19 protein-coding genes are annotated in these 21673 nt (G+C 68.2%); 4 read left to right on the top strand and 15 right to left on the bottom strand.

Translation table 11 applies throughout. From position 1 onward, the window contains the following. Positions 1-40: 40 nt before the first annotated feature. Both ABZS29_RS29995 and ABZS29_RS29990 read right to left on the bottom strand, forming a co-directional pair. Positions 41-1837 (bottom strand): ABC transporter ATP-binding protein, encoded by a 1797-nt coding sequence (locus ABZS29_RS29995; protein ID WP_355466882.1) that lies wholly within the window; start codon positions 1835-1837, stop codon positions 41-43. Further along, positions 1834-3678 (bottom strand): ABC transporter ATP-binding protein, encoded by a 1845-nt coding sequence (locus ABZS29_RS29990; RefSeq protein ID WP_355466880.1) that lies wholly within the window; start codon positions 3676-3678, stop codon positions 1834-1836. Before ABZS29_RS29990 ends, ABZS29_RS29995 begins: the two co-directional genes overlap by 4 nt. A gap of 100 nt (positions 3679-3778) precedes the next feature. Here ABZS29_RS29990 and ABZS29_RS29985 point away from each other — a divergent pair, with 100 nt between their 5' ends. Next, the gene (locus ABZS29_RS29985) at positions 3779-4420 is read left to right on the top strand and encodes a TIGR03085 family metal-binding protein (protein ID WP_355466878.1); all 642 of its coding nucleotides are present in this window, start codon (positions 3779-3781) and stop codon (positions 4418-4420) included. Here the strand turns inward: ABZS29_RS29985 and ABZS29_RS29980 are convergent. The 4 genes from ABZS29_RS29980 to ABZS29_RS29965 form a co-directional block, all read right to left on the bottom strand. After that, positions 4406-5008, bottom strand: a complete 603-nt coding sequence (locus ABZS29_RS29980; protein ID WP_355466877.1) for a VTT domain-containing protein — start codon at positions 5006-5008, stop codon at positions 4406-4408. The two genes, ABZS29_RS29985 and ABZS29_RS29980, sit on opposite strands and share 15 nt — an antisense overlap. After that, positions 5005-5769, bottom strand: a complete 765-nt coding sequence (locus ABZS29_RS29975) for an MBL fold metallo-hydrolase (protein WP_355466875.1) — start codon at positions 5767-5769, stop codon at positions 5005-5007. The genes ABZS29_RS29980 and ABZS29_RS29975 overlap by 4 nt, the downstream gene beginning before the upstream one ends. Positions 5770-5772: 3 nt before the next feature. Continuing rightward, positions 5773-7884 carry an alkaline phosphatase family protein gene (locus tag ABZS29_RS29970; protein WP_355466873.1) on the bottom strand — a complete coding sequence of 704 codons (2112 nt, stop codon included), beginning with the start codon at positions 7882-7884 and terminating at the stop codon, positions 5773-5775. Positions 7885-7945: 61 nt separating this feature from the next. Then, positions 7946-9280, bottom strand: coding sequence for a family 43 glycosylhydrolase (locus ABZS29_RS29965; RefSeq protein ID WP_355466871.1), 1335 nt, complete (start codon positions 9278-9280; stop codon positions 7946-7948). Positions 9281-9402: 122 nt separating this feature from the next. Here ABZS29_RS29965 and dacB point away from each other — a divergent pair, with 122 nt between their 5' ends. Both dacB and ABZS29_RS29955 read left to right on the top strand, forming a co-directional pair. Then, a complete protein-coding gene (gene dacB / locus ABZS29_RS29960) occupies positions 9403-10977 on the top strand; it encodes a D-alanyl-D-alanine carboxypeptidase/D-alanyl-D-alanine-endopeptidase (protein ID WP_355466869.1) in 1575 nt (524 codons plus the stop codon). A 40-nt stretch (positions 10978-11017) separates the two neighbouring features. Continuing rightward, the gene (locus tag ABZS29_RS29955; RefSeq protein WP_355466868.1) at positions 11018-11965 is read left to right on the top strand and encodes a GNAT family N-acetyltransferase; all 948 of its coding nucleotides are present in this window, start codon (positions 11018-11020) and stop codon (positions 11963-11965) included. Positions 11966-12009: 44 nt separating this feature from the next. Here the strand turns inward: ABZS29_RS29955 and ABZS29_RS29950 are convergent, their stop codons facing one another. The 7 genes from ABZS29_RS29950 to hisF form a co-directional block, all read right to left on the bottom strand. Further along, complete coding sequence (locus ABZS29_RS29950) at positions 12010-12618, bottom strand: hypothetical protein (protein WP_355466866.1); 609 nt, start codon at positions 12616-12618, stop codon at positions 12010-12012. Next, positions 12611-13117: a sigma-70 family RNA polymerase sigma factor gene (locus tag ABZS29_RS29945; protein WP_355466864.1), complete on the bottom strand. Its 507-nt coding sequence runs from the start codon at positions 13115-13117 to the stop codon at positions 12611-12613. The genes ABZS29_RS29950 and ABZS29_RS29945 overlap by 8 nt, the downstream gene beginning before the upstream one ends. Before the next feature lie 116 nt (positions 13118-13233). Next, entirely contained in the window at positions 13234-13887 is a 654-nt protein-coding gene (locus ABZS29_RS29940; RefSeq protein WP_355466862.1) for a hypothetical protein, read from the bottom strand. 57 nt (positions 13888-13944) lie between these two features. After that, on the bottom strand, positions 13945-15528 hold the full coding sequence (locus ABZS29_RS29935; protein ID WP_355466860.1) for an MFS transporter: 1584 nt from the start codon (positions 15526-15528) through the stop codon (positions 13945-13947). Next, a complete protein-coding gene (locus ABZS29_RS29930) occupies positions 15528-16034 on the bottom strand; it encodes a MarR family transcriptional regulator (RefSeq protein ID WP_355466859.1) in 507 nt (168 codons plus the stop codon). Before ABZS29_RS29930 ends, ABZS29_RS29935 begins: the two co-directional genes overlap by 1 nt. 78 nt (positions 16035-16112) lie before the next feature. Beyond that, entirely contained in the window at positions 16113-16583 is a 471-nt protein-coding gene (locus ABZS29_RS29925; RefSeq protein ID WP_355466857.1) for a MarR family transcriptional regulator, read from the bottom strand. Next, a complete protein-coding gene (gene hisF, locus ABZS29_RS29920; protein ID WP_355466855.1) occupies positions 16580-17341 on the bottom strand; it encodes an imidazole glycerol phosphate synthase subunit HisF in 762 nt (253 codons plus the stop codon). The genes ABZS29_RS29925 and hisF overlap by 4 nt, the downstream gene beginning before the upstream one ends. A 90-nt stretch (positions 17342-17431) precedes the next feature. Here hisF and ABZS29_RS29915 point away from each other — a divergent pair, with 90 nt between their 5' ends. After that, on the top strand, positions 17432-18985 hold the full coding sequence (locus ABZS29_RS29915) for a M1 family metallopeptidase (protein ID WP_355466853.1): 1554 nt from the start codon (positions 17432-17434) through the stop codon (positions 18983-18985). A 149-nt stretch (positions 18986-19134) separates the two neighbouring features. On the opposite strand, the gene ABZS29_RS29910 is transcribed toward ABZS29_RS29915, so the two are convergent. Both ABZS29_RS29910 and ABZS29_RS29905 read right to left on the bottom strand, forming a co-directional pair. Further along, positions 19135-20070: a lysophospholipid acyltransferase family protein gene (locus ABZS29_RS29910; RefSeq protein WP_355466852.1), complete on the bottom strand. Its 936-nt coding sequence runs from the start codon at positions 20068-20070 to the stop codon at positions 19135-19137. Then, on the bottom strand, positions 20070-21650 hold the full coding sequence (locus ABZS29_RS29905) for a lactate racemase domain-containing protein (protein ID WP_355466850.1): 1581 nt from the start codon (positions 21648-21650) through the stop codon (positions 20070-20072). Before ABZS29_RS29905 ends, ABZS29_RS29910 begins: the two co-directional genes overlap by 1 nt. Between the last annotated feature and the right edge of the window lie 23 nt (positions 21651-21673).

Genomic DNA, 21673 nt, shown 5'->3' with positions numbered 1-21673 from the left:
TCGACCCTCCCAGGGACTGGCCGCGCCCCGGGTTGTCCTCCTAGACCGCACCCCGTTGAGCGATCCAGCTCTGGTGCAGTCTCGAGTAGACGCCGCCCGCGTTGACGAGGTCCGCGTGCGGTCCGCGCTCCACGACCTCGCCGTTGTCGAAGACCAGCACCTCGTCGGCCGCTTCGGCGGTGGACAGCCGGTGCGCGATCGTGACCGACGTACGGCCGGTCATCAGCCGCTCCAGCGCCGCGTTGACCCGGACCTCGGTGCCAGGGTCGACGGCCGAGGTCGCCTCGTCGAGGACGAGCAGATCGGGGTCGGCGATGTTCGCCCGGACCAGTGCGACCAACTGACGCTCTCCGGCCGACAGGGACTCGCCCCGCTGACCCACTGGCGACTGCAGACCGTCCGGCAGCGACTCCAGCCAGTCGGTGAGGCCGAGCGATTCGAAGGCGGCGAGCAACTGCTCGTCCGTCACCTCGGGCCGGCCGAATCGCACGTTCTCGGCGAGTGACGCGTCGAACAGGTAGCCGTCCTGCGGCACCATCACGACCCGCTCGCGCAGTGACTCGAACGAGATCTCGCGCGCGTCGACTCCGTCCAGCAGGACAGCGCCTGAGGTCGGGTCCATCAGTCGCGTGAGCAGCTTTGCGAACGTCGTCTTGCCGGACCCGGTCTCCCCGACGACTGCGACCCGCCGGTGCGGTTCCAGCCGGACGTTGACATCACGCAGTACCAACTCGCCTTCGGGGTAGGCGAAGTTCACGTCGGCGAACTCGACCGAGATCGGTCCGCGCGTCTGCTTCACCCCTGCCTCACCCGGGTCGACCACGTCGGCCGGAGTGTTGATCACACCCAGCACCCGCCGCCAGCCGGCGAAGGCGCTCTGCGCGTCGGTCAGCACCTGCGTCGCGATCTGCACTGGGTCGGAGAACAACGCGACCAGGAACATGAACGCCAGGATCTCCCCCAGTGTCGCGTGGCCGTCCACTCCGAGCAGCACACCGGCCGTGAGGACTCCGGCATTCGCCAGTCCGGCCGCCAGACCGCCGATCGAGAACGTGATTCCGGTCAGCGTCTGCGCACTGGTCGCCGTACGGCGGTAGTCGTCGACTGTGCGGTCGATCCGGGCCTGTGTGCGTCCTTCGATCGCGTACGCGCGCACCACCTGCGCACCGACGACCGGCTCGGCGACCGCGGAGAGCATCTCGCCGACCTTCGCCCGGACGACGCCGTACGCGGCAGACATGCGCTTCTGCAAGGCCCTGAGCGATGCGAACAGCGGGATGAAGCAGACCAGCACCACCAGCGCCAACTGCCACGAGTAGAAGAACATCACCACGGTGGCAAGCAGCATCTGCCCGAGACTCACCAAGAAGATGAAGCCACCGAACTGCAGGAACTGCGAGACGGTGTCCACGTCCGACGTCACGCGGCTGACCAGTGCGCCGCGGCGCTCGGTGCTCTGCGTCAGCACCGGCAGATCGTGCACATGGCGGAACGCCTTGATCCGCATGGTCGCCAGTCCACGCTCGGAGTTGACCGCGAGCCGCACAGTCGTCAGGTACGACGCTCCGGCGGTCACAGCCACGCCCACCGCGCACACCACGACCATCCAGGCCACGAACGACATGTTCGGCCCACCGGGACCGGACAGGCCTTTGTCGATGGTCTGCTGGACAGCGATCGGAATCACGATCCGCCCGGCGGTCATGGTCAGCGCCAGCAGCGCGGTGATCCACCAGCCTTGTGCGAGCTCGGGAGAGATCCGCAGGCCTTGCCGCAGCGTCTCCAGACCACCGGCATCATCACCATGGTCGAGCCGCGTAGCCTCAGCCGCGCTCATGCCTTCACCCCGTCCAGATCATCAAGCTCTTTGTCCAGCTCGGCTTCTTCGAGCCTGCGCTCGGCGTCCTTCTCGTACGCGTCCACCAGATCCCGGTACGCCGCCGATGTCTCCTGCAGCTCGCTGTGCGTGCCTTGCGCGGCGACTCGGCCCTCGTCGAGGAACAGCACCTCGTCGGCGAGCGAGATGGTCGCCTTGCGGTAGGCGATGACGAGCACTGTGGTCGCAGCGCTCGCGTCCTCCTGCACCACCGACCGCAGTCCGGCCAGGATGCGCGCCTCCACCTGCGGGTCGACCGCGCTGGTGGCGTCGTCCAGGATCAGCAGCCGAGGCCGGCGTACCAGCGCACGAGCCAGGGCGATCCGCTGCCGCTGCCCACCGGACAGCGTCGTACCGCGCTCGCCGACCTTGGTGTCCAGACCGTCCGGAAGGCTCTTCACGAAGCCGTCGCCCTGCGCGATCCGCAGTGCGTCCCAGATGTCCTCGTCGCTGTAGTCGCCGCCCAGCGTGATGTTGCCGCGGATGCTGTCGTCGAACAGGAACGCCGTCTGCGCCACCAGCGCGACCGAGTCCGCCAGCTCGCCCCTGGCCAGCTCGCGAAGATCAATGCCGTCGATCTTGACCGATCCCTCTTCCGGATCGATCAGCCGGGTCAGCAGCGTCGTCATCGTCGACTTGCCAGCCCCGGTCGGTCCCACCACCGCGACTGTGCGGCCGGGCTGGACGGTGAACTCCATCCCGCTCAGTACGTCGCGATCCGGCAGGTAGCCGAACCGCAGTCCGGACACGTCCAGCTTGGCTGCGGTCTTCGAGGTCAGCTGCGCCTCGCCGTACTCCATGCCGCCCTCGGCGGTGAGCACGCGCTGCACGCGGTCCCAGCCGACCACGGAGCGCGGCAGCTCACCGAGCACCCAGCCGAGCGCCCGGATCGGGAACCCGATCAGCGTGAAGAGGAACGCGACCTGCACCACGTCACCCGCATCGGCGGCGCCGGAGCGCACTCGGCCGACACCGACCAGCAGCACGATCAGCACGCCGATCCGGGGCAGCGCGTCGATCACCGGATCGAACATGCCGCGGGCCTTGTTCACCGCGATGTTCGCGTCCCGCAGCGCGTACGTCGGCGCGCGGAAGCGCTCGGTCTCCGCAGCCTCGCGGCCGAGCGTCTTGACCACCAGTGCGCCGTCGAACGACTCGTGCGCGACCTCGGAGACGTCTGCGCGCAACTGCTGCGCCCGGGTGGCCAGCGGCTGCAGAATCCGCTGGAAGATCACATTGGCGACGAAGACGAGCGGGAACACCAGACAGCCGACCAGAGCGAGCCACACGTCGGCCATGAACATCGCAACCGTCGCGAAGGCCAGCATGGCGAGCACACCGATCGCCATCGGCAGCGGTGCGATCACGAACCAGATCGACTCGACATCGGCGTTCGCGTTGGAGAGCAGCTGGCCGGTCGGGTGCTGGTGGTGCCACTCCAGCGGCAGCTTCTGGTACTGCCGGGTGACCCGGCGCCGGTACGTCGCCTGGAGCCGGAACTGCATCACGCCGGCCCCGACCCGCCGGCCGACGACGCCGATGGCGCGCAGGATCGCGATGCCGAGGAAGATCGAGATGAGCGCGGCCAGCGCACCGAAGGTGGTGTCACCGCGCTCCAGGGCCGGCCGGATCACGTGGTCGGTGGCCCAGCCCAGCGCCCAGCCGTCGGCCACGGTCATCGCGCCGTACAGCATGCTGGCGGCCACCGAGAGCGCGAAGACCCACGGCTCCTCCCAGATGGCGACGCGCAGGACCGCGAACCCACGCCGGGTCGCGCTCCCTTTGTCGGGGACTTTCGGCACGGGCAAGAGACACTCCAGGACAGTCAGGTGCGAACAGCAGTCACAATCATGACAACGATTGACATTCTGCCATTGCGGACCGACAACTACGATCAGGAATGTGACTGACTACAGCCGGGTGGAACGACTTGCTCTGTGTGACCTCTTCGATGAGCTAGGGCCGGACCAGCCGACGCTGTGTGACGGCTGGACGACGTACGACCTGGCGGTGCACCTGTACGTGCGGGAGTCCGACCCGATGGCCGGGCCTGGGATCATGATCTCCGCGCTCGCCGACACCACCGAGAAGCGGATGGAGCGCGCGAAGGCGAAGTACGGGTTCGCCGGCGTGGTGGACAAGGTCCGCAACGGGCCGCCGCGCGCCTCGATCTACGGGCTCCCGCTGATCGGGCACCAGCTGAACACCACCGAGTACCTGGTGCACCACGAGGACGTCCGCCGGGCACAGCCGGACTTCACCGTGCGCACCCTGCCCGCCGAGCAGCAGGCCGGTCTGTGGAAGGGCCTGAAGGTCGCCGGCCGCACGATGACCCGGAAGGCGCCGGTCGGCATTGTGCTCCAGCGGCCCACCGGTCAGTCGATCGTCGCGAAGCAGCCCGTGAACGGCCGCTCGGTCACAGTGATCGGTGAGGCGGCCGAGCTGGTGCTCTTCTGCTTCGGTCGGCAGCAGGTGGCCGACGTTCAGCTCGAGGGCGACCCGGCGGTCATCGACGAGCTGAAGAGCACCTCATTCGGCATCTGACGAGGCAGCCGCGGCCGCCCGCTTGTGCCGGTACTTCTGGACCAGGCTGCTGACCACAGTGGTCAGCAGCACCAGCGCGATCGCCGCCACCACTCCCTGCCATGGCTCAGGGAAGAGGGCGTAGCCGAGGAGCCCGATCGCCATGTAGACCGCGGCCCACAGCGAGGACGCGGCCAGGTCGACCAGTGCGAACCGCTCCCAGCGGTAGCCGGCCAGTCCGGCGGCCAGCAGCACCGGCACTCGCCCACCAGGGATGAGCCGTGACGTGAGCAGTACGCCGATCTCATGCTCGGACAGGCGGTCCCGGAGCGCGTCCAGCTTGTCGTTGTCCCGCAGCCACCCGATGCGCTTGGCCAGCTTCTCCCCGCCGAACCGGCACCCGGCGTACACGATCAGGTCGCCGACATAGGCACCTGCGGCACCGGCGATGAGTACGCCGAGCAGTCCGATCGGAGTGCTGTGGGAGGCGAGCACTGCACCCGCCGACACGGCAGCGCCGGTCGGTAGCACCGGCAGTACGGCACCGATCAGGACGGCACCGGCGAGCGCGAAGAGGTACCAGAGGTCGAAGTCCGCATTACCCGTCATCCGGCCACCTCGATCGACTCTCCTGGTACCAACAGATTCACCTTCACAGCGGGCTCCAGCTCCGCCATGGCGGCTCGGAACTGGTCCCCCGGCGGCAGGAACAGCTCAGGCCGCACCCGGTCGAAGCCGATCGGCCAGAAGGTCCCGAAGTGCACCGGGATCGCCACACTCGCGCCGACTCGCTGGACTGCCTCGGCGGCCCGCTCTGGGTTCAAATGCCCCGGTCCGAGCGAGGGTCCCCAACCACCCACTGGAACTAGCGCCACGTCGACCGGACCGGCCTCGGCCGCCAGGTCGTCGTACAGGTCCGTGTCGCCGGCGAACCAGACGCTCGGCGAGCTGTCGACGCGGTAGCCCACAGCCGGACCGCTGTACGACGACCAGGGCAGACGTCGACCGTCATGGTGAGCCGTGATCACGGTGATCTCGACGGAGCCGATCCGGAGCTGATGACCGGGCGCTACCTCGATACAGCGGTCTGAATACGCGGCGCCGTAGTCATGGTGGATCAGCCGGGCCGCACCACGCGGTACGACGAGTGCCGCCTCCGGAGCGATCAATGGCAACGAGGTCAGATGCAGGTGGTCGGCGTGCATATGTGAAACGAGCACCGCGTCGCACTGACCCGCCTCCGGAGTCGGAGCGGGACCGCGACGGCGCCGAAGGTGCGCGATCCGCGACGTCAGCACCGGATCGGTCAGCAGCCGGGTGCCGTCCGCCTCGATGGTGGTGGTCGCATGCCCCCACCAGGTGATCCGCACGCTTCAGGCCTCTACCTTCGTCTCGACCGGCTCCTCGATGTCCTTGCGCTGCCCGAGCTTCTCGAGCCAGCTGATCAGCAACGCGTGGATCGCGTCGGAGCCTACGGGAGACTCCTTGAGCTCCCAACGAGCCGGGTGCACGAGCACCGCCTCGGTCTGCCAGCCGCCGATGCCGCCGTGACAGCCGACGAGCTCCTCGAACGCGGCCACCTCGCGGGTGTAGTCGTCGACCCGGCTGACCACTACGACATCTCCGTTGTGCGGCAGCTCCGCCTGGCGCAGGATCGACGCCGGTGCGTACGGTCCGTAGCGCGCCAGCGGGTCCTCGCCCTCGACCCGGCCGGACTTGAGCACCCGAACGCCGGCCCGGCCGATCGCCACCGGCCCCTCAGCCAGCGAGTCGACCACGACGAACCCGATGCCCGGGTGCGTCGCCAGTCCCGGAATCAGTTTGGGGTGCTGCAGCTCGATCTCCTCCAGCGGCACCCGGCCCGGCGTACTCGCCAGGTAGATCAGAGCCAGGTTCCCCGATGCGGTGACCAGCATCTGCTGGTCAGAGCTGACCGGCGGCTCACAGTCCTTGGGACCGAGCTCCACCTCACCGTCAGCCTTGAGGTGCAACGCCTTGCGGGTCACCGTGCCCGCCACACTGCGGCGCAGCGCCAGCTCGGTCAGGAACGCGTTCACGGGGCCCCAGCCCTCGGACTTGCCGACCGCAGCAACCGGCTCACTGGCCGTGTCGACCAGTTCGTCGACAACCTCGGTCAGCGTCCGCCCGTAGCGCTGCAGGAACGTCGATCCCTGACTCTGACCATGGTCGGACAGTACGACGATCTCGTACGAGTGCGGCAGGATGTCGATGATCCGCTGCAGCGCACCGAGCACCCGGTCGAGACCCTCCAAGGTCTGCAGGGACTCCGGCCGGGTCGGACCGGCGTGATGCGCTACCTCGTCGTAGTCGACGAAATCGCAGTAGATGACCGGCGTACCCTTCACCAGCTCGTCAGTGATCAGCGAGACGTTCAGATCGCGCAACAGCACGTTGGCGATCGCGCGCAGGAAGATGTAGCTGCCGCCACGCTTCACCCGCGGCACCAGGTTGCGCCGACGCTGCCTGCGGGCCTGGAACAGCTCCTTGACCATCTCGCCGACGCAGAGCACCAGTCCGCGCGCAGCGCCCTGGGGACTGGAGAAGAACCGCACGTACCCCCGGCTGCGGCTGTTCGGCAGCGAGGCCCGGCTGAACACCAACTCACAGTGCTCGGCGTCACCGGACCAGTTGTTGCTGATGCTGACACCGCCGTCCGCGAGCAGTCCGCGGCCGGTCGACATCCGCCCCTCGATCTCGGCGGCGTCCCGGCCCCGGTTCGTCACCATCACCCGGCCGGTCTCCTTCTCGTACCACCGGAACGCGGGGATCTGGCCGGAGCCGCCGTGCAGGATTCCGGCCTGGCTGGCCGGAGTGGTCGCCGGTACGCCGGTGTGCCACTCCACCATCGAGTGCTTGCCGTCGCGGATCCAGCCACCCAGATGCGGCAGGTTGCCCGACATCACCATCCAGTTCAGCAGCGGTGCGGACAGACCGTCGATCTGGATGATCAGCATCCCGGTCTTCGGCGCGGCCGCCATCTTGCGGGCTCGGCGGCGCACCACCCGCATCAGTTCGGCGACGTACGCGTCGTCACTGCCGGCATAAGCGACCCAGCCGACGAAGACGCTGACCGACGACATCACGATCGACACCACGAGCACTGCCTCGGGACCGCCGTGCAGGTTCACGCCGGGGTCGGCCGTGACGCCGAGGTACACCACTCCGAACTGCGAGAGCAGCCCACCGACCAGTACGCCGACCGAACCGATCAGGATCGCGACTCCGGCCAGCACCCACCGCATCACCACGCCGAAGACCGCCAGCAGGACCACTAGCCGCAGGATCGGCAACCGTCCGTCACTACTGATCTGCGGCAGCGTCCAGAACGTGATAATCAGCGAGACCAGCGACGCCATGCCGCCGTACAGCATCGCCTGCAGGCCGCGGCCGGTACGCCGCAGGTCCAGCCAGAAGGGTTTGCGCGCCCGCCTGTCGCCGGAGACCTGTTCCGGTGGTTTCGCCATGTGCCGAGCGTACGAGGCGCGGTCCGGTCCGGCCGCATCGCGCCACGCACCGGACGGCCTGCTACTGCAGTTCCAGGTAGTCCACCTCTGTGTAGAGCGTGCCCTTGCTGAGCCGGACCGTGTTCCAGCCGGCCTGCAACGTCACGCGAACCGAGGACTCGCGCCACTGGTTCCAGCCGGTGAACGGGTAGCTCACCGAGCCCTGCGGTGTGCCGTTGATCGACAGTCCGTGACTGGCAGTGCCCTGCGAGCCGTTCGCGTACCCGACATGCAGCGTGTAGCCGCCGGCGACCGGCGCGAACACCCGGTTCTCCACCCAGGAGTCGGCGAAGTCGATGTAGCCGACCGCCTTGCCGTCGGATGCGCCCGCGGAGTTCTCGCGCAGCACGCAGTGGTTCAGTTGACCGCTCTCGGCCTCGGTGCGCACCCGGCTGCCGCGCACGATCGGCCAGTCGTTCGCCCAGCCGACATCGCCGACGTACAGGTGGCGGGAGCCGTTCACCCAGCCGTGCAGAAACACCTTGTCACCGACGAAGTCGGCGCCACCCGGACCACACACGTTGCCGTCGAACGACTGCGTCGTCAGCAATGGCCGCTGGGCGACGCTCCAGGGCCCGGCCAAGGTACTCGCGGTCGCATAGGTGGTCCGGTAGTTGCAGTCGTTGTAGCCGTTGGTCGAGAAGAACAGCAGGTACCGGCCGTCGCGCTGGACAAGGTCGGGCGCCTCGGCGATCCCGTTCGAGCTCAGCAGCGCCACATTGCCGCCGGCCAGCGTCTTGCCGTTGTCGGTCGTCTTGGTCAGCCACAGCGTCGACGGCTTGCCGACCGCGTTGCCGTCGTTCTTCCAGACCAGGTAGCGCGTCCCGTCGCGGTCGACGAAGGTGTTGGCGTCGATCGCGCCGCCGAGGTCGAGCGGGCAGATCAGCGGTTCGGTACCGACCGGAGTGAACGGTCCGCGCGGCGCAGTAGCCGTTGCAACCCCGATGCACTCGCGGCCGGAGGCCTTGTGCCAGGCGGTGTAGGTCAGCGTGTAGGTGCCGTCGGAGTTCGGGTAGACATCCGGCGCCCAGGTGCGGCCGGACTGCGCCCAGGAGGCTGCTGGGCCGCCGGGCATCGCGTCGCCGCGCGTGGTCCACGGTCCCTCGGCACTCGGCGCAGTCGCCACTGGGACGTGCCCCAGGTCGGGGGTGTTGGTCGAGTACGCGTACCAAGTGCCGTCCTGCTCGAACACGTCAGGGTCGGGGAAGTCCTGCCTGACGATGTCGGACGGGAACACCGCACCAGCAGCTTCCGGTACGGCGGCCTGCGTGGGAGCGGCTTGTGTCGGGGCGGCCTGGACGGCGGAGAAACCGACGGCGGCGACCGTGACCGCGGTCGCGAAGAGTCGTCGAAGCATCTGCACTCCTTGGGAGTGGGGGCGGGATCTGCAGTTTTACATCGATTCACCTGCTGCGCGAGACCCCGTCAAGGGTGGAGACTCTGCTAGTCCGGAATTGTGCCTGGTCAAGGGAGTGTTGAGTGAGGTATTCATCCTGGGTTTCAAGGCCCAAGCTGATCGCGGCGGCGGCAGTGTTCGCCGTGGCGGCGGGAGCGCTGGTTTCGCAGGCGACCGGCTCGAAGGCGGCGGCCGAGGAGACCCCGCTGCAGACGCAGCTGGACCAGCTGCTGACCAACAGCGCCTTCACCGGCTCGCAGGTCGACCTGGTGGTTCGGGACGCCACCACCGGCGAGACGCTGTACAACCGCAACGGCGGCAACCGTCTGGTGCCGGCGTCGAACACCAAGTTCTTCAGTTCGACCGCCGCGCTCGGAGTGCTCGGCCCGTCGTTCCGCTTCCACACCGACGTACTGGCGGGCACTCCGGTCAAGGACGGCAAGGTCAAGGGCGACCTGTACCTGAAGGGGTACGGCGACCCGACCACGCTGGAGGCGGACTACGCCGACCTGGCCAAGCAGCTCAAGGCGGCCGGTGTCACCCGGGTGAGCGGCAATCTGGTCGCCGACGACTCCTACTTCGATCACGTCCGCCTGGGCGACGGCTGGGCCGGCGACGACGAGTCGTCGTACTACTCCGCCCAGATCTCCGCACTGACGCTTGCTCCCAACGGCGACCTCGACTCCGGTACGGCGATCATCGAGACGCTGCCCGGCGCCGCGGCCGGTGACCCGGTCAAGCTGAACACGGTCCCGGCCAACGACGTACTGAAGGTGGTGAACACCGCCACCACCGGTGCGGCCGGTTCGGCGAGCACTCTGGTCGTCGAGCGTGAGCACGGCACCAACACCGTCCGGGTCAGCGGCTCGTTCCCGCTCGGTGCGGCCAAGTCCAGCAAGTGGGTGACCGTCTGGGAGCCCGAGCTGTACGCCGCCGACGTCTTCCGCCGGGCGCTCACCGCACAGGGCATCACCGTGCACGGCCGGATCAAGAACGCCACCACCCCGGCCGGCGCCACCGTGCTCGCCAAGGACGAGTCGATGACCGTCGGCGAGCTGATGAACCCGTTCCTCAAGCTGTCGAACAACATGCACGCCGAGCACCTGGTGAAGACCATGGGCGCGGTCAAGAAGGGCCAGGGCACCTGGGCGGCCGGCCTGTCCGTGGTCAACGAGTACGTCAAGAGCAAGGGCGTCGACACCAGCACGATCCGGCTCAGCGACGGCTCCGGACTGGCCCGCAAGGTCAACGTGACCTCGAACGCGATCACCACGCTGCTGCTCGCCGTACAGCAGGAGCCGTGGTTCCAGCAGTGGTACGACGCGCTGCCGATCGCCGGCAACCCGGACCGGTTCACCGGGGGCACGTTGAGCTCGCGGATGCGCAACACCCCGGCAGCCAACAACCTGCACGGCAAGACCGGTTCGCTGACCGGTGTGACCGCACTGTCCGGCTACGTCACCAACAAGGACGGTCGCAAGCTGGTCTTCTCGATGATCAGCAACAACTACCTGACCTCGCCACGTCCCGTGGAAGACCAGGTGGGTGTGCTGCTCGCTTCCTGGAGCGACCAGACTCCCCCGGCGGCGGCCGTCGCACCGAAGACCCGTCAGAGCAACCAGCCGGCCTGTGAGTCGGAGTGGGTCAAGGCCTGTTAAACCTGTCGACAGTACGGCGGTCGTTCTCCACGATGTGGACATGACCGCCGTACTGCCTGACACCTGCACCGTGCGACCACCGACCGCGGCCGACGCGAAAGCCGTCTTCGACCTGGTCGCCGAGTACAACAACTCCGTGGTCGGTTTCGCTGACTACACCTTGGACGACGCCGTCGACGAGCTGACCGAACCGGGGTTCGACCCGACGACGGACGGCTGGCTCGTCTTCGAAGGCAACCGACTGGTTGGTTACGGCTCGATCTTCGCCAAGGGCGACGAGGTCTTCCACATGGACGCAGTGACGAGCGATCCGGACGTCGAGGCCTACCTGCTGGGTCAGATCGCCCGGCGCGGGCGCGAGGTCGCCGCCGCTCAGGGACATCCGTCCGTGCAACTCGACACCGGTGTCTACCGCCTCGACACGGCACGCCGCGAGCGACTCGAGTCGCACGGCTACGCCAGGGGTACGACGTTCCACCGGATGCGCATCGACCACGATGGGCCGGTGCCGGCACCGGAGACACCAGCCGGCGTGGTGATTCGCCGAGGCACGCCGGACGAGCAGTCGCAGCGCGCCGCGCACCAGGTGCTGACTCAGGCCTTCGCCGGGCAGTACGGCTTCGAGCAGCGCCCGTTCGAGGACTGGAAAGCCGCACGGGACGCTCAGTCGACTTTCGACTGGTCCGGCGAGACCCTGCTCGAGATCGACGGTCAGGCAGTTGCCGTCCGCGAATGCACCGACGCGTTCATCGAGGACGAGAACTGCAACTACATCGGCCGACTGGCTGTCCTCGAGGAAGCCCGCGGTCGAGGACTGGCCAAGTTCCTGCTGCGCGACCAGTTCGCTCTGGATGCGGCGGCCGGACGCACCGGCACGATCCTGCACGTCGACACCAACAACCCGACCCCGGCACTCGGCCTGTACCTGTCCGTCGGCATGAGGGAGTCGCTCGTCATCGACTCGCTGCGTTGCACGGTCACCGTCTGAGCGGCCGGCCGGCCGGGGCGGTCGCGGTCCGCCCCGGCTAGCCGTCAGTACTGGAGAGTGCGCTTGCCGGCGGCACCGGCGTACACGGTGCGGATGCCGACCGGGCTGCGGAGGTTCAGCGGGACGGTCGCCTGGGCGGCAGCCATCCACACCTCATCGCAGGTCTGGTTCTCGTCCTGCTCCCCACCCAGCCGGTACCGGTAGGCGGCGATCCGCACCGACTTGTCGTCCTGGGACAGGATCCGCACGATCGTGTCGGGCAAGCACGCGTACGACGAGGTCAGATCCTTGGGGACTGTCACCGTGAGCACCGTCGGCTGCGCGGGGTCGTACTTCACCGAGGTGATCCGGACCTCGCCTCTGAGCAGCATCTCCGTCCGGCCGTACCGGAACCGATCGGGCGGCGGACCGTCGTCCAGAATGCCCTGCACAGGTTGGGTGATGGTCGTCCTGGGTCCGGCCGGCGCCTGGTCGGCTCGCGGCCGGTCCACCACGGCGAGCGTCGCCGCACCGGCCACGACCACCCCGGTCACCACCGCCGCCGTCATCCGGTTCCGGGCCTTCCGGCCTCGGGCGGCGCGCTCGACGTACTCGAACGGCGGTGCCTCCGACGGCGTCTGCTCGTCGACGTACCGGTTCAGTAGCTCATGCATTCTCAGGCACCTCCTTGACCTCCAGCAGCGGCTGCAGCGCCTGCCGCGCGCGGGCCAGCCGGGACTTCACCGTGCCCACCGGCACCTGCAATTCCTCAGCGATCTGATCCACCGGCAGATCCATCACGTGATGCAGTACGACGACCGCCCGCTGCGCTGCCGGCAGCACCGCCAGCGCCGCCGCCACATCGAGCGACTCACCATCCGGCGGCGCGACCACCTCGGCCCGGCGCCCAGTCAGCTTGGTCAGCGCCTTCGCCGCCACCTGCTGCCGCCGCAACCGGCTGATCAACGTCCGCACCGCCACCGACCGAACCCACGCCTCCGGATCCTCGTACCGGCTGATCGACTCCCACCGCCCGAGCAGCTTCACGTAGGCGTCCTGCGCGACCTCCTCGGCGTCGGCCCGCGACCCGCCGATCGACACCAGCACACCGATCAACCGCGGCCAACTCCGCCGGTACAGCACAGCCACATCCGGCACCTGATCCCGATCCACCCGAGCCCCTCCCCTGCCGCGTCTGGTGGTAACACGCGCCACGCCCCCACCAGGTTCCATCACATCCTGAACTTCCTCCGGCGGCTTGTCGACCAAGTGGTGGCGGGGTGCGGGCCTCAGCTTTTGTCGATGTCGGGGAAGCCGGAGTAGAAGGCGTTGATGCACCAACCGGACGGGTCGCGGCGGGCGGAGACGGCACCGGTGTGGATCAGGTGTGTCTCGTTGCCGACAGCGGCGACCTTCGGGACGACGCGCTTGCCAAGTTTGCCGCCAAGCTCAAGACCGGCCAGGTTCAGCACCGACTTGCCGGAGTTGTCGTACTCGATCACGTAGTGCGGACCCTGGGCCACCGCCGCGTTCACCCGCGGGATCGTCAGCCGCTGGCTCTTGTCGTCCTTGCACGTCATCGCGTTCGCGGCGGCGGCCTTGCGGGCGTTCACTTTGGCGACGAACGCCTCCATCGGCTTCATGTACGCCGGGTCCTGCTCAATGCCCGTCGACGACATCGGGACCGACGGCGTCGGCTCGGCCGGCTCGGTGGGTTCGGAGCGCGGCGGCGTCGAGGAGGAGGAGGAAGAGGACGCCGAGGGTGTCGGAGCGGCGGTGTCCGCGTCGCCTTCGACCAGAAAACCGGGGGCAACGAACGCGGTCACGACGAACACGATCAGCATGATTCCGAACGCCACCGAGGAGACGATCAAACCGGTGTTCCGCCGCTTCGGCGGCGGCGGAACGCTCCACGGCGGCTGCTGCTGGTACCCCGAGCTCATGATGCCCTTCCGGTCAGTGGTCTGTACCGCAAAGTTAGCCACTGACCGGTTCACGCATCAGTCGTGGACGGCCCGATCGGCGAGCTCCTCGACGTCGACGGGCTTCTGCACGGTGGTCCGCAGCGGGACCTCCTTGATGAAGAGGACGGCGATCAGGCTGACCACTCCACAGACCGCCGCGATCAGGAAGATCCGTCCGGTTGCATCGCCGTACGCGTGCCGGACCAGCTCGGCCAGTTGCGGCGGGAGGTGGTTGACGTCGAGCAGGCTCTGACCGCCTCCGGAGGCTTGCCCGCGTGCGCTCGGCGGTAGGCCGGCGAGGATCAGGTCCTTGACCCGCGCCGCGAGAACCGCACCGAGGGCGGCGACGCCGACCGCACCGCCGAGGCTGCGGAAGAACGAGACGGTCGCGCTGGAGGCGCCGATCTGCGAGACGTCCACAGTGTTCTGTACGGCGAGCACCAGGTTCTGCATCATCATGCCCATGCCGATGCCCATCGAGAGCATGCCGAGGCCGACGTACCAGTACGGCGTCTGGTGGTCGATCGTGCCGAGGACGAGCAGACCGGCGATCAGCAGAACGCCGCCGAGGACCAGGTACCGCTTCCACTTGCCGAACCGGGTGATCAGCTGACCGGAGCCGACCGAACCGATGAACGAGCCGAGCATCATCGGGATCGTGAGCAGACCGGCCTCGGTCGGGCTGTAGCCGCGAGCGATCTGGAAGTACTGCCCGAGGAACAGCGCGCTGCCGAACATCGCGACACCGACCGCGAGGCTGGCCACGATCGCCAGCGCGGTGGTCCGCTCGCGGACGACCTTCAGCGGAACCAGCGGCTCCGAGACCCGACTCTCAACCAGTACGGCGAGCGCCCCGAACACCAGCGTGCCGCCGACGAAGAGCGCCGACTGCCACGACATCCAGGCGAAGTCGTGACCGGCGAAGGTGACCCACAGCAGCGGCAGGCTGGCCGCGATGCTGATCAGGATCGCGCCGAGGTAGTCGACCTTGACCTTGCGCTTGAGCAGCGGCAGGTGCAGGTACTTCTGCAGAATGACCAGGCTGATCACGGCCAGCGGGACACAGACGTAGAAACACCAGCGCCAACCGAGCCACGACGTGTCGACGATGACGCCGCCGATGAGCGGACCGGAGACGGTCGCGACCGCCATCACGGCACCCATGTATCCGGAGTACCGGCCGCGGTTGCGCGGCGGAATGGCGGCGCCGATGATCGCCTGGGCGAGGGCCATCAGACCACCCATTGCGAGTCCCTGCAGCGCCCGAGCGCCAATCAGGAACGGCATGTTGTGGGCCATGCCGGCCAGGGCGGACCCGACCACGAAGAGCGAGATCGCGAGCTGGACCAGCAGCTTCTTGCTCATCAGGTCGGAGAGCTTGCCCCAGATCGGCGTCGAGACCGTGGTGGCCAGCAGGCTCGCGGTCAGGACCCAGGTGTACTGGGTCTGCGAGCCCTGGAGATCGGCGATGATCGTCGGCAGGGCATTGCTGACGATCGTCGAGCTGAGCATCGCCGTGAACAGCGCGGCCAGCAGGCCGATCAGAATCTCGAGAATCTCGCGGTGGGTCAGCTCCGGAGCGCTGGGCGCTTGCCTCCGGATTTCCGCAGTGGCGGTCATCAGTCTCCCGTTGAATTGGAACGCCGCACGGAGTCGGCGGCCTCGGTGACCGCGCGGGCGAGCCGCTGCAGTACCTGCGCGGCCTCCCCGAGCGCGTCGTCGTCGAAGTCCGCCAAGGCGGCGCGGAGTTGCTTGGTATAGGCGGCGTACAGGTCCTGCAGGCGGACCCGGCCGGCGTCGGACACGCGCACCAGGCCGACGCGGGCGTCGGCCGGATCGGGCCGACGGCTCACCAGGCCGTCGGCCTCCAGCGCGGTCAGCTGGCGGCTCACCACGGACGCGTCGACGCCGAGCTTCGCGGCGATCTCCCCGCCGCGCTGCTCCCCGTCCCGCATCAGGACCTTGAGCACGCTCGCGTCGGACCGGCGCAGGCCGTTCCCCGGCATCAGGTGCTTGTGGTCGATACAGCGCACGGCCCGGATCAGCGAGCTGACTCCCTCGAGCAGTTCCTGCGCCGACGAGTCCCGCTCAACCCCCGGGACGAGGGGTTCCTGAGCTAGTTGCATAACCCAACTATATACATGATTAGTTGGTTTCTGCAACCATATGTGCGGAGAGCGCCCTTTTGGCTACTCGGAGTGAGGTCAGCTCAGGTCGCTGTTGAGGTGACCGAGGAGGCGGCCGAGATCGGCGAGGTCGGCGGCCTGCCAGCGGTCGAAGATCGCGCGGAACTCCTGCTGGCGCTGCGCGCGCAGGGCCGAGAACCGCTCGGCGCCGAGCGGGGTGAGCTTGAGCAGGCGGGCGCGGCCGTCGTCGGGGTCGCCGACGCGCTCGATCAGGCCGAGGGTCTCCAGCTGGGTGATCCCGCGGCTGACCGTGGACTTGTCGAGGCCGAGCGCCTGCGCGACCTCGGACGCCCGGACGCCGGTTCCGGCGCCACCGGCGAACTCGATCTGTGAGATCAGCGCGTAGCCGGCGGCGTCCATGTCCGGGTGCACCCGGCGCGCCATCATCATCGACGCGGAGCGGGCCCGCCGGAAGAGCGCCGACAACTGCTGCTCGATCTCGGCGACCAGCGGCTCGGTCGGCCGCGTGGTCGGGGTCACCTCGGTCACCGAACCACCATCCCCGCGTCGCGCAGCGCCTTCTTCACGTCTGCGATCCGGAAGTCACCGAAGTGGAAAACACTCGCCGCCAGTACGGCGTCCGCCCCGGCCTCGACCGCGGGCGGGAAGTGCTCGGGCGCGCCCGCTCCCCCACTCGCGATCAACGGTACGTCGACCACCTCGCGGACCGCCCGGATGAGCTCCAGGTCGAAGCCCTTTTTGGTGCCGTCGGCATCCATCGAGTTCAGCAGGATCTCGCCCGCACCGAGCTCACACCCGCGCCGGGCCCACTCGATCGCGTCCAGTCCGGCCGACCGCCGGCCGCCGTGCGTCGTCACCTCGAAACCACTCGGCTGCTCCGGCGAGCGCCGTACGTCGAGGGAAAGGACCAGCACCTGGTTGCCGAACCGGTGCGCGATCTCCTTGATCACGTCAGGCCGTGCGATGGCGCCGGTGTTGATCCCCACCTTGTCGGCTCCGGCCCGCAGCAGCCGGTCCACGTCGGACGCCTCCCGCACTCCGCCGCCCACGGTCAACGGGATGAAGACCTGCTCGGCGGTCCGCCCGACCACGTCGTACGTCGTCTCGCGCGAGCCCGACGAGGCGGTGATGTCGAGGAACGTGAGCTCGTCGGCGCCTTCGGCGTCGTAGACCTGCGCCATCTCGACCGGATCGCCGGCATCGCGCAGCCCGGTGAAGTTGACACCCTTGACCACCCGCCCGGCATCGACGTCCAAGCAGGGGATCACACGCACGGCGAGAGTCACCCGCACAGGATATCCGGCGGACGAACCCCTGATCGGCCAGAATCGGTCCAGACCAGATCTATCCTGACTCCCCTGGAGGAACCCACCTTGATGGTCCGACGCCCCGGCCGCATCGCTGCCGGTACCGCGGCAATCGCGCTCCTGTCCACCGCTCTCGTCCTCGGCCCGTCGCTCGGCGCACAGGCCGACGGCGGCACCTTCCCCGCCTCGCCCGGCGCTCCCGGCCTCGGCGACGCGATCTACCCCAACCTCGGCAACGGCGGCTACCAGGTCGACCGCTACGAGCTCGACCTGAAGTACGACGCGGCCACGAAGCTGGTCGCCGGTCACGTGAAGATCTTCGCCACCACCACGCAGAACCTGTCCGCGTTCGACCTGGACTCGTTCGGCCTCGACATCACCGAGCTGCGGGTCGACGGCAGCACCGAGCTGTACAAACAGGACGGCGAAGAGCTGGTCGTGTCACTGGAGTGGCCGCTCCGCACGGCCACGAAGTTCGTCGTCGATGTCAGCTACACGGCCGACCCGCGCAAGATCAAGCCCCCGGCCGGCGGCTGGGTCGCGACCCCGGACGGTTTCGCCACCGCACCGCAGCCGGCCGGCGCGCACACGATCTTCCCGAGCAACGACCATCCGTCCGACAAGGCCGACTACGTCTTCCGGATTACTGCACCGCAGGGAACGATCGGTGTTGCCAGCGGCAAGCATCTCGGCGATCAGGTCAATGCCGACGGCAGTACGACGTCGACGTACCAGACCGTGAACCCGATGGCCACCGAGCTCGTCCAGGCCAGTGTCGGCGACTACACGATCGTCCGGCGCAACCCCGATGCGCCGGCCACCGACCCGGTGCTGCGCGACGTCGTACCGACTGCCCGGTTGCCGAAGGTGGACGCGGCGCTGAAGCTGACGGCCGGTCAGCTGGCGTGGATCCAGCAGCGGCTCGGAGCGTTCCCGCTGGAGGCGTACGGCATCCTGCCGGCCAACAACGACGCATCCGACGCGTTCGACTTCACCGGGCTCGAGACGCAGACACTGACGATCTACAAGCCGAACTATCTCGCGCAGGCCGAGGACAAGATCGCTTCGCACATGATGCACGAGCTGGTGCACAGCTGGTACGGCAACAGCGTCGGACCCGCGTCCTGGAGCGACCTGTGGTTCAACGAGGGCCACGCCGACTACTACGGCCTGCTCTACCGCTACGACCGCGGCTGGCCGGACAGCAGCGGTGCCCGCAGCCTGGACGAGCGCGCGAAGATCCTTTACAGCCAGGGCGACATCTGGCGGCAGAAGTCCGGCCCCGTCGCCAAGCCGAACCTGCAGAACCTCTACGACAACCAGCGCTACACCGGCGGCGTCCTCGTCCTGTACGCGCTCGGCCAGAAGATCGGCGCCGAGAAGTTCCAGCAGATCGAGCAGGCGATCCTGACCGAGCACCACAACAGCACGATCACCACCGACCAGTACATCGCGCTGGCCACCCGCGTCTCCGGTGACCCGACTGTCAAGCCCTTCCTCGAGGACTGGCTCTACGGCACCAAGACCCCGCCCATGCCCAACCACCCGGACTGGACCGTCACCCCACCCACCGCCAAGGCACTCAGCACCGCCGACCTCCAGTCGGACCGCCGCGGCGACTGAACACCAAAGAAGGGGCTGACGGCAACCGTCAGCCCCTTCCTGCGGGAGATGCACCGGCGGAGGACCGAGGTCTACTTCCTGGCCTTCTCAACCGCCCCTCGCGAGGCGATCGACCCGAGTCAACCCTTACCGCCAGGTTGGCCGTTGCATCACTTCCAGGCTTTGCGGCGGGAGTCTGCTGCTTGGACCGGGCGGGTGGACTCCCAGACGCGGCGCCAGCGGGCGGAGGTGTCGGGGCCGGTTTGGGTGGGTGAGGTGCCGGCGGCCACTCGGCGGCGGGACTCGTACCAGTTGGTCGATTCCTCGTCGAGGAGAGCGGCTACCGCCTGGGCGATGCGCGGGGCGAAGTCGCGTGGGCTTTCGCCTTCGGCGGGGCGGAGCGGGTCGCCGTACCGGACTGCGACCGTGGGGCGGCCGGGGACCGGCCAGCCGCGGCCGCGGGGCATGGCGGCGAAGGAGCCCTTGATGCCGACCGGGATCACCGGGACGTTGTGCTCGACGGCCAGGTACGCCGCGCCCATGCGGAAGCGTTGCAGCCAGCCATCAGGTGAGCGGGTGCCTTCGGGGAAGACGACGACGTTCCAGCCGTCCGCGAGCAGGTCGCCCGGGGTCGCGCTGAGCTTGCCGCCGCGGCGCTCGATCGGGAACGTGTTGAACACGATCGCCGAACCGGCCGCCCGCCACCAGGTGTCGAAGAAGTAGTCGGCCGCGGCCGCGAACGCTGTCCGGCGGCGCATCGCGTCCGGCAGCGACAGGAGCAGCAGCGGGGTGTCGAGGTGCGACGAGTGGTTCGCCACGATCAGGGCCGGGCCGTCGAGCTTGCGCAGCGAGTCCAGGCCGCTGACCTCGGGCTTGACCTCGAAGTTGAGGACCGCGTTCAGCGGGCCCTTCTGCAGCAGGTCGCGGACCGCGATCGCGGCCGGCGTCCGGGCCCAGCGGGTCGGGAAGACCGAGGTCTCCTTCGGTACGACGTACGCCTCGGCCGAGCGCGGGACCTGCGGCCGCCGGCCCCAGCGCCAGCCGCGCGCGACCACCTTCACGTCGCGCACGGTCTCACGGCCGAACTTCACCAGGCTGTTCCCCATCAGCGCACGTCCGCGAGCAGGTGCGGCGGGTTGTGCAGGTAGGTGATCGACGGCGACCGGCCGACCGAGTGGCTGACCATGTCGAGCGCGTCCTGCAGCGTCGTCGCGGACCGGAAGCCCATCCGCTCCACCGTCTTGCGGTTGGCGCCGACCCAGACGATGTCGCCGCAGTGGTCCAGCGCGTGGCTGATCCAGTACCACATGTAGAACGGGTGCACGCCGTGGTACGCGTACGACGTCCGGTACAGGTGGATGTACCACGGGTCCTCGGCGTACTGCTTCTCGAACTTCGCCTCGATGGTGGCCGGGTCGGTCGACTCCGACAGCACTTCCTCGAAGAAGTCGACGTACGACGGGTGGTGCAGCTGGCTGAACTCGTACGGCACCGGGTGATAGAGGATCAGTGCGCCGTCCTTGCGGACGATCGGGTTCCCCCGGTACGCGTTGAAGTGGTAGCCCATCCCCATCACCGCGGCGAGGATCGGGTTCATCACCGAGTTCACGTTGTACGGGCTCAGGTACGGCACGCCGATGACGCCGACGTCGGCCTGGCCCTGTACCTCGACCATGTGCTGGCGGTGCACCATCTCCAGCGTCTTCTCGTGCACCGGCTCGATCGCGCCGGCGTTGATCCCGGTCAGCTGGTACGGCGACCGGATGTCGGTGAAGATCTTGTGCCGCACCTTGGCCGGGGCCGCCGCGAGACCGCGCTTGGTCGCGAGCATCGAAGCCTGGTCCTTGAGCGACCACTCCCACTCCCGCTTCTGCAGGAACTCCAGGCCGCCGCCGAAGACGTTGTTGTTGAGCGTGGTCTCGATCTGGAAGACCTTGACGTGCTCGGTCAGCACCTCACCCATCCGCCAGGCCGAGTGATGCATCTTCGAGGCCTTGTGGTCCATGAAGGACCGCGAGTGGATCATCGTGTGGCTGTTGTGGTGGTGCTTCAGCGACTTGTACGACGCCAGCCCGATCGAGGTGGACTTGTGGCCACCGTCCATCGCGACCAGGTTCACGTTCACGTAGACCAGCAGGTCGGACTCGGCCGCCCGCTTGGAGATCTCGACGTCCTCGCCGTGCCGGGTCTGGCCCAGGTGGGTGAGGTTGTCGCGGTCCTCGGCGTCGAAGTTGTAGAGCTTGCCCTCGGGGAAGAACGACCGGAAGACCCGCTCGCCGACGATCTCGCGCAGCTCGTTCGGCGTCAGCCGCCGGTGCAGCGCGTTGGCCGAGATGATCTCGACGTCGTCGACGCCGGCCTGCGCGGCCAGCTCGAGCACGGCCTCGATGACGCGCTGCCGGATGTCCGGCTTCTTCATCGGGGGCAGCGGCAGCGAGATGTCGTCGAACGCGATCGTCAGCCGCATCCCCGCGTGCAGGAGCTCCGGCAGCGGTTCGGCGTCGATCGGGTTCAGCAACGCGTTCTGGATCGCCTCCTCCACGTCGCGCACCGCCGGCAGTGCCTCCGGCGGGTAGACGACCCGGGTGCCGAGCGGGAACCGCTCCAGCAGGAAACCCTCACCGTTGTGCACGATCAGCGGCGGAGTCCGGTCGTCCACCTCAAGCACGAATCCTGGCCGAGACATGTCAGAAACCCTCTCGTCGTACG

This window comes from Kribbella sp. NPDC005582 (assembly GCF_040605415.1).
GTDB lineage: Bacteria > Actinomycetota > Actinomycetes > Propionibacteriales > Kribbellaceae > Kribbella.
This window is presented reverse-complemented; position numbering and strand designations above follow the sequence as displayed.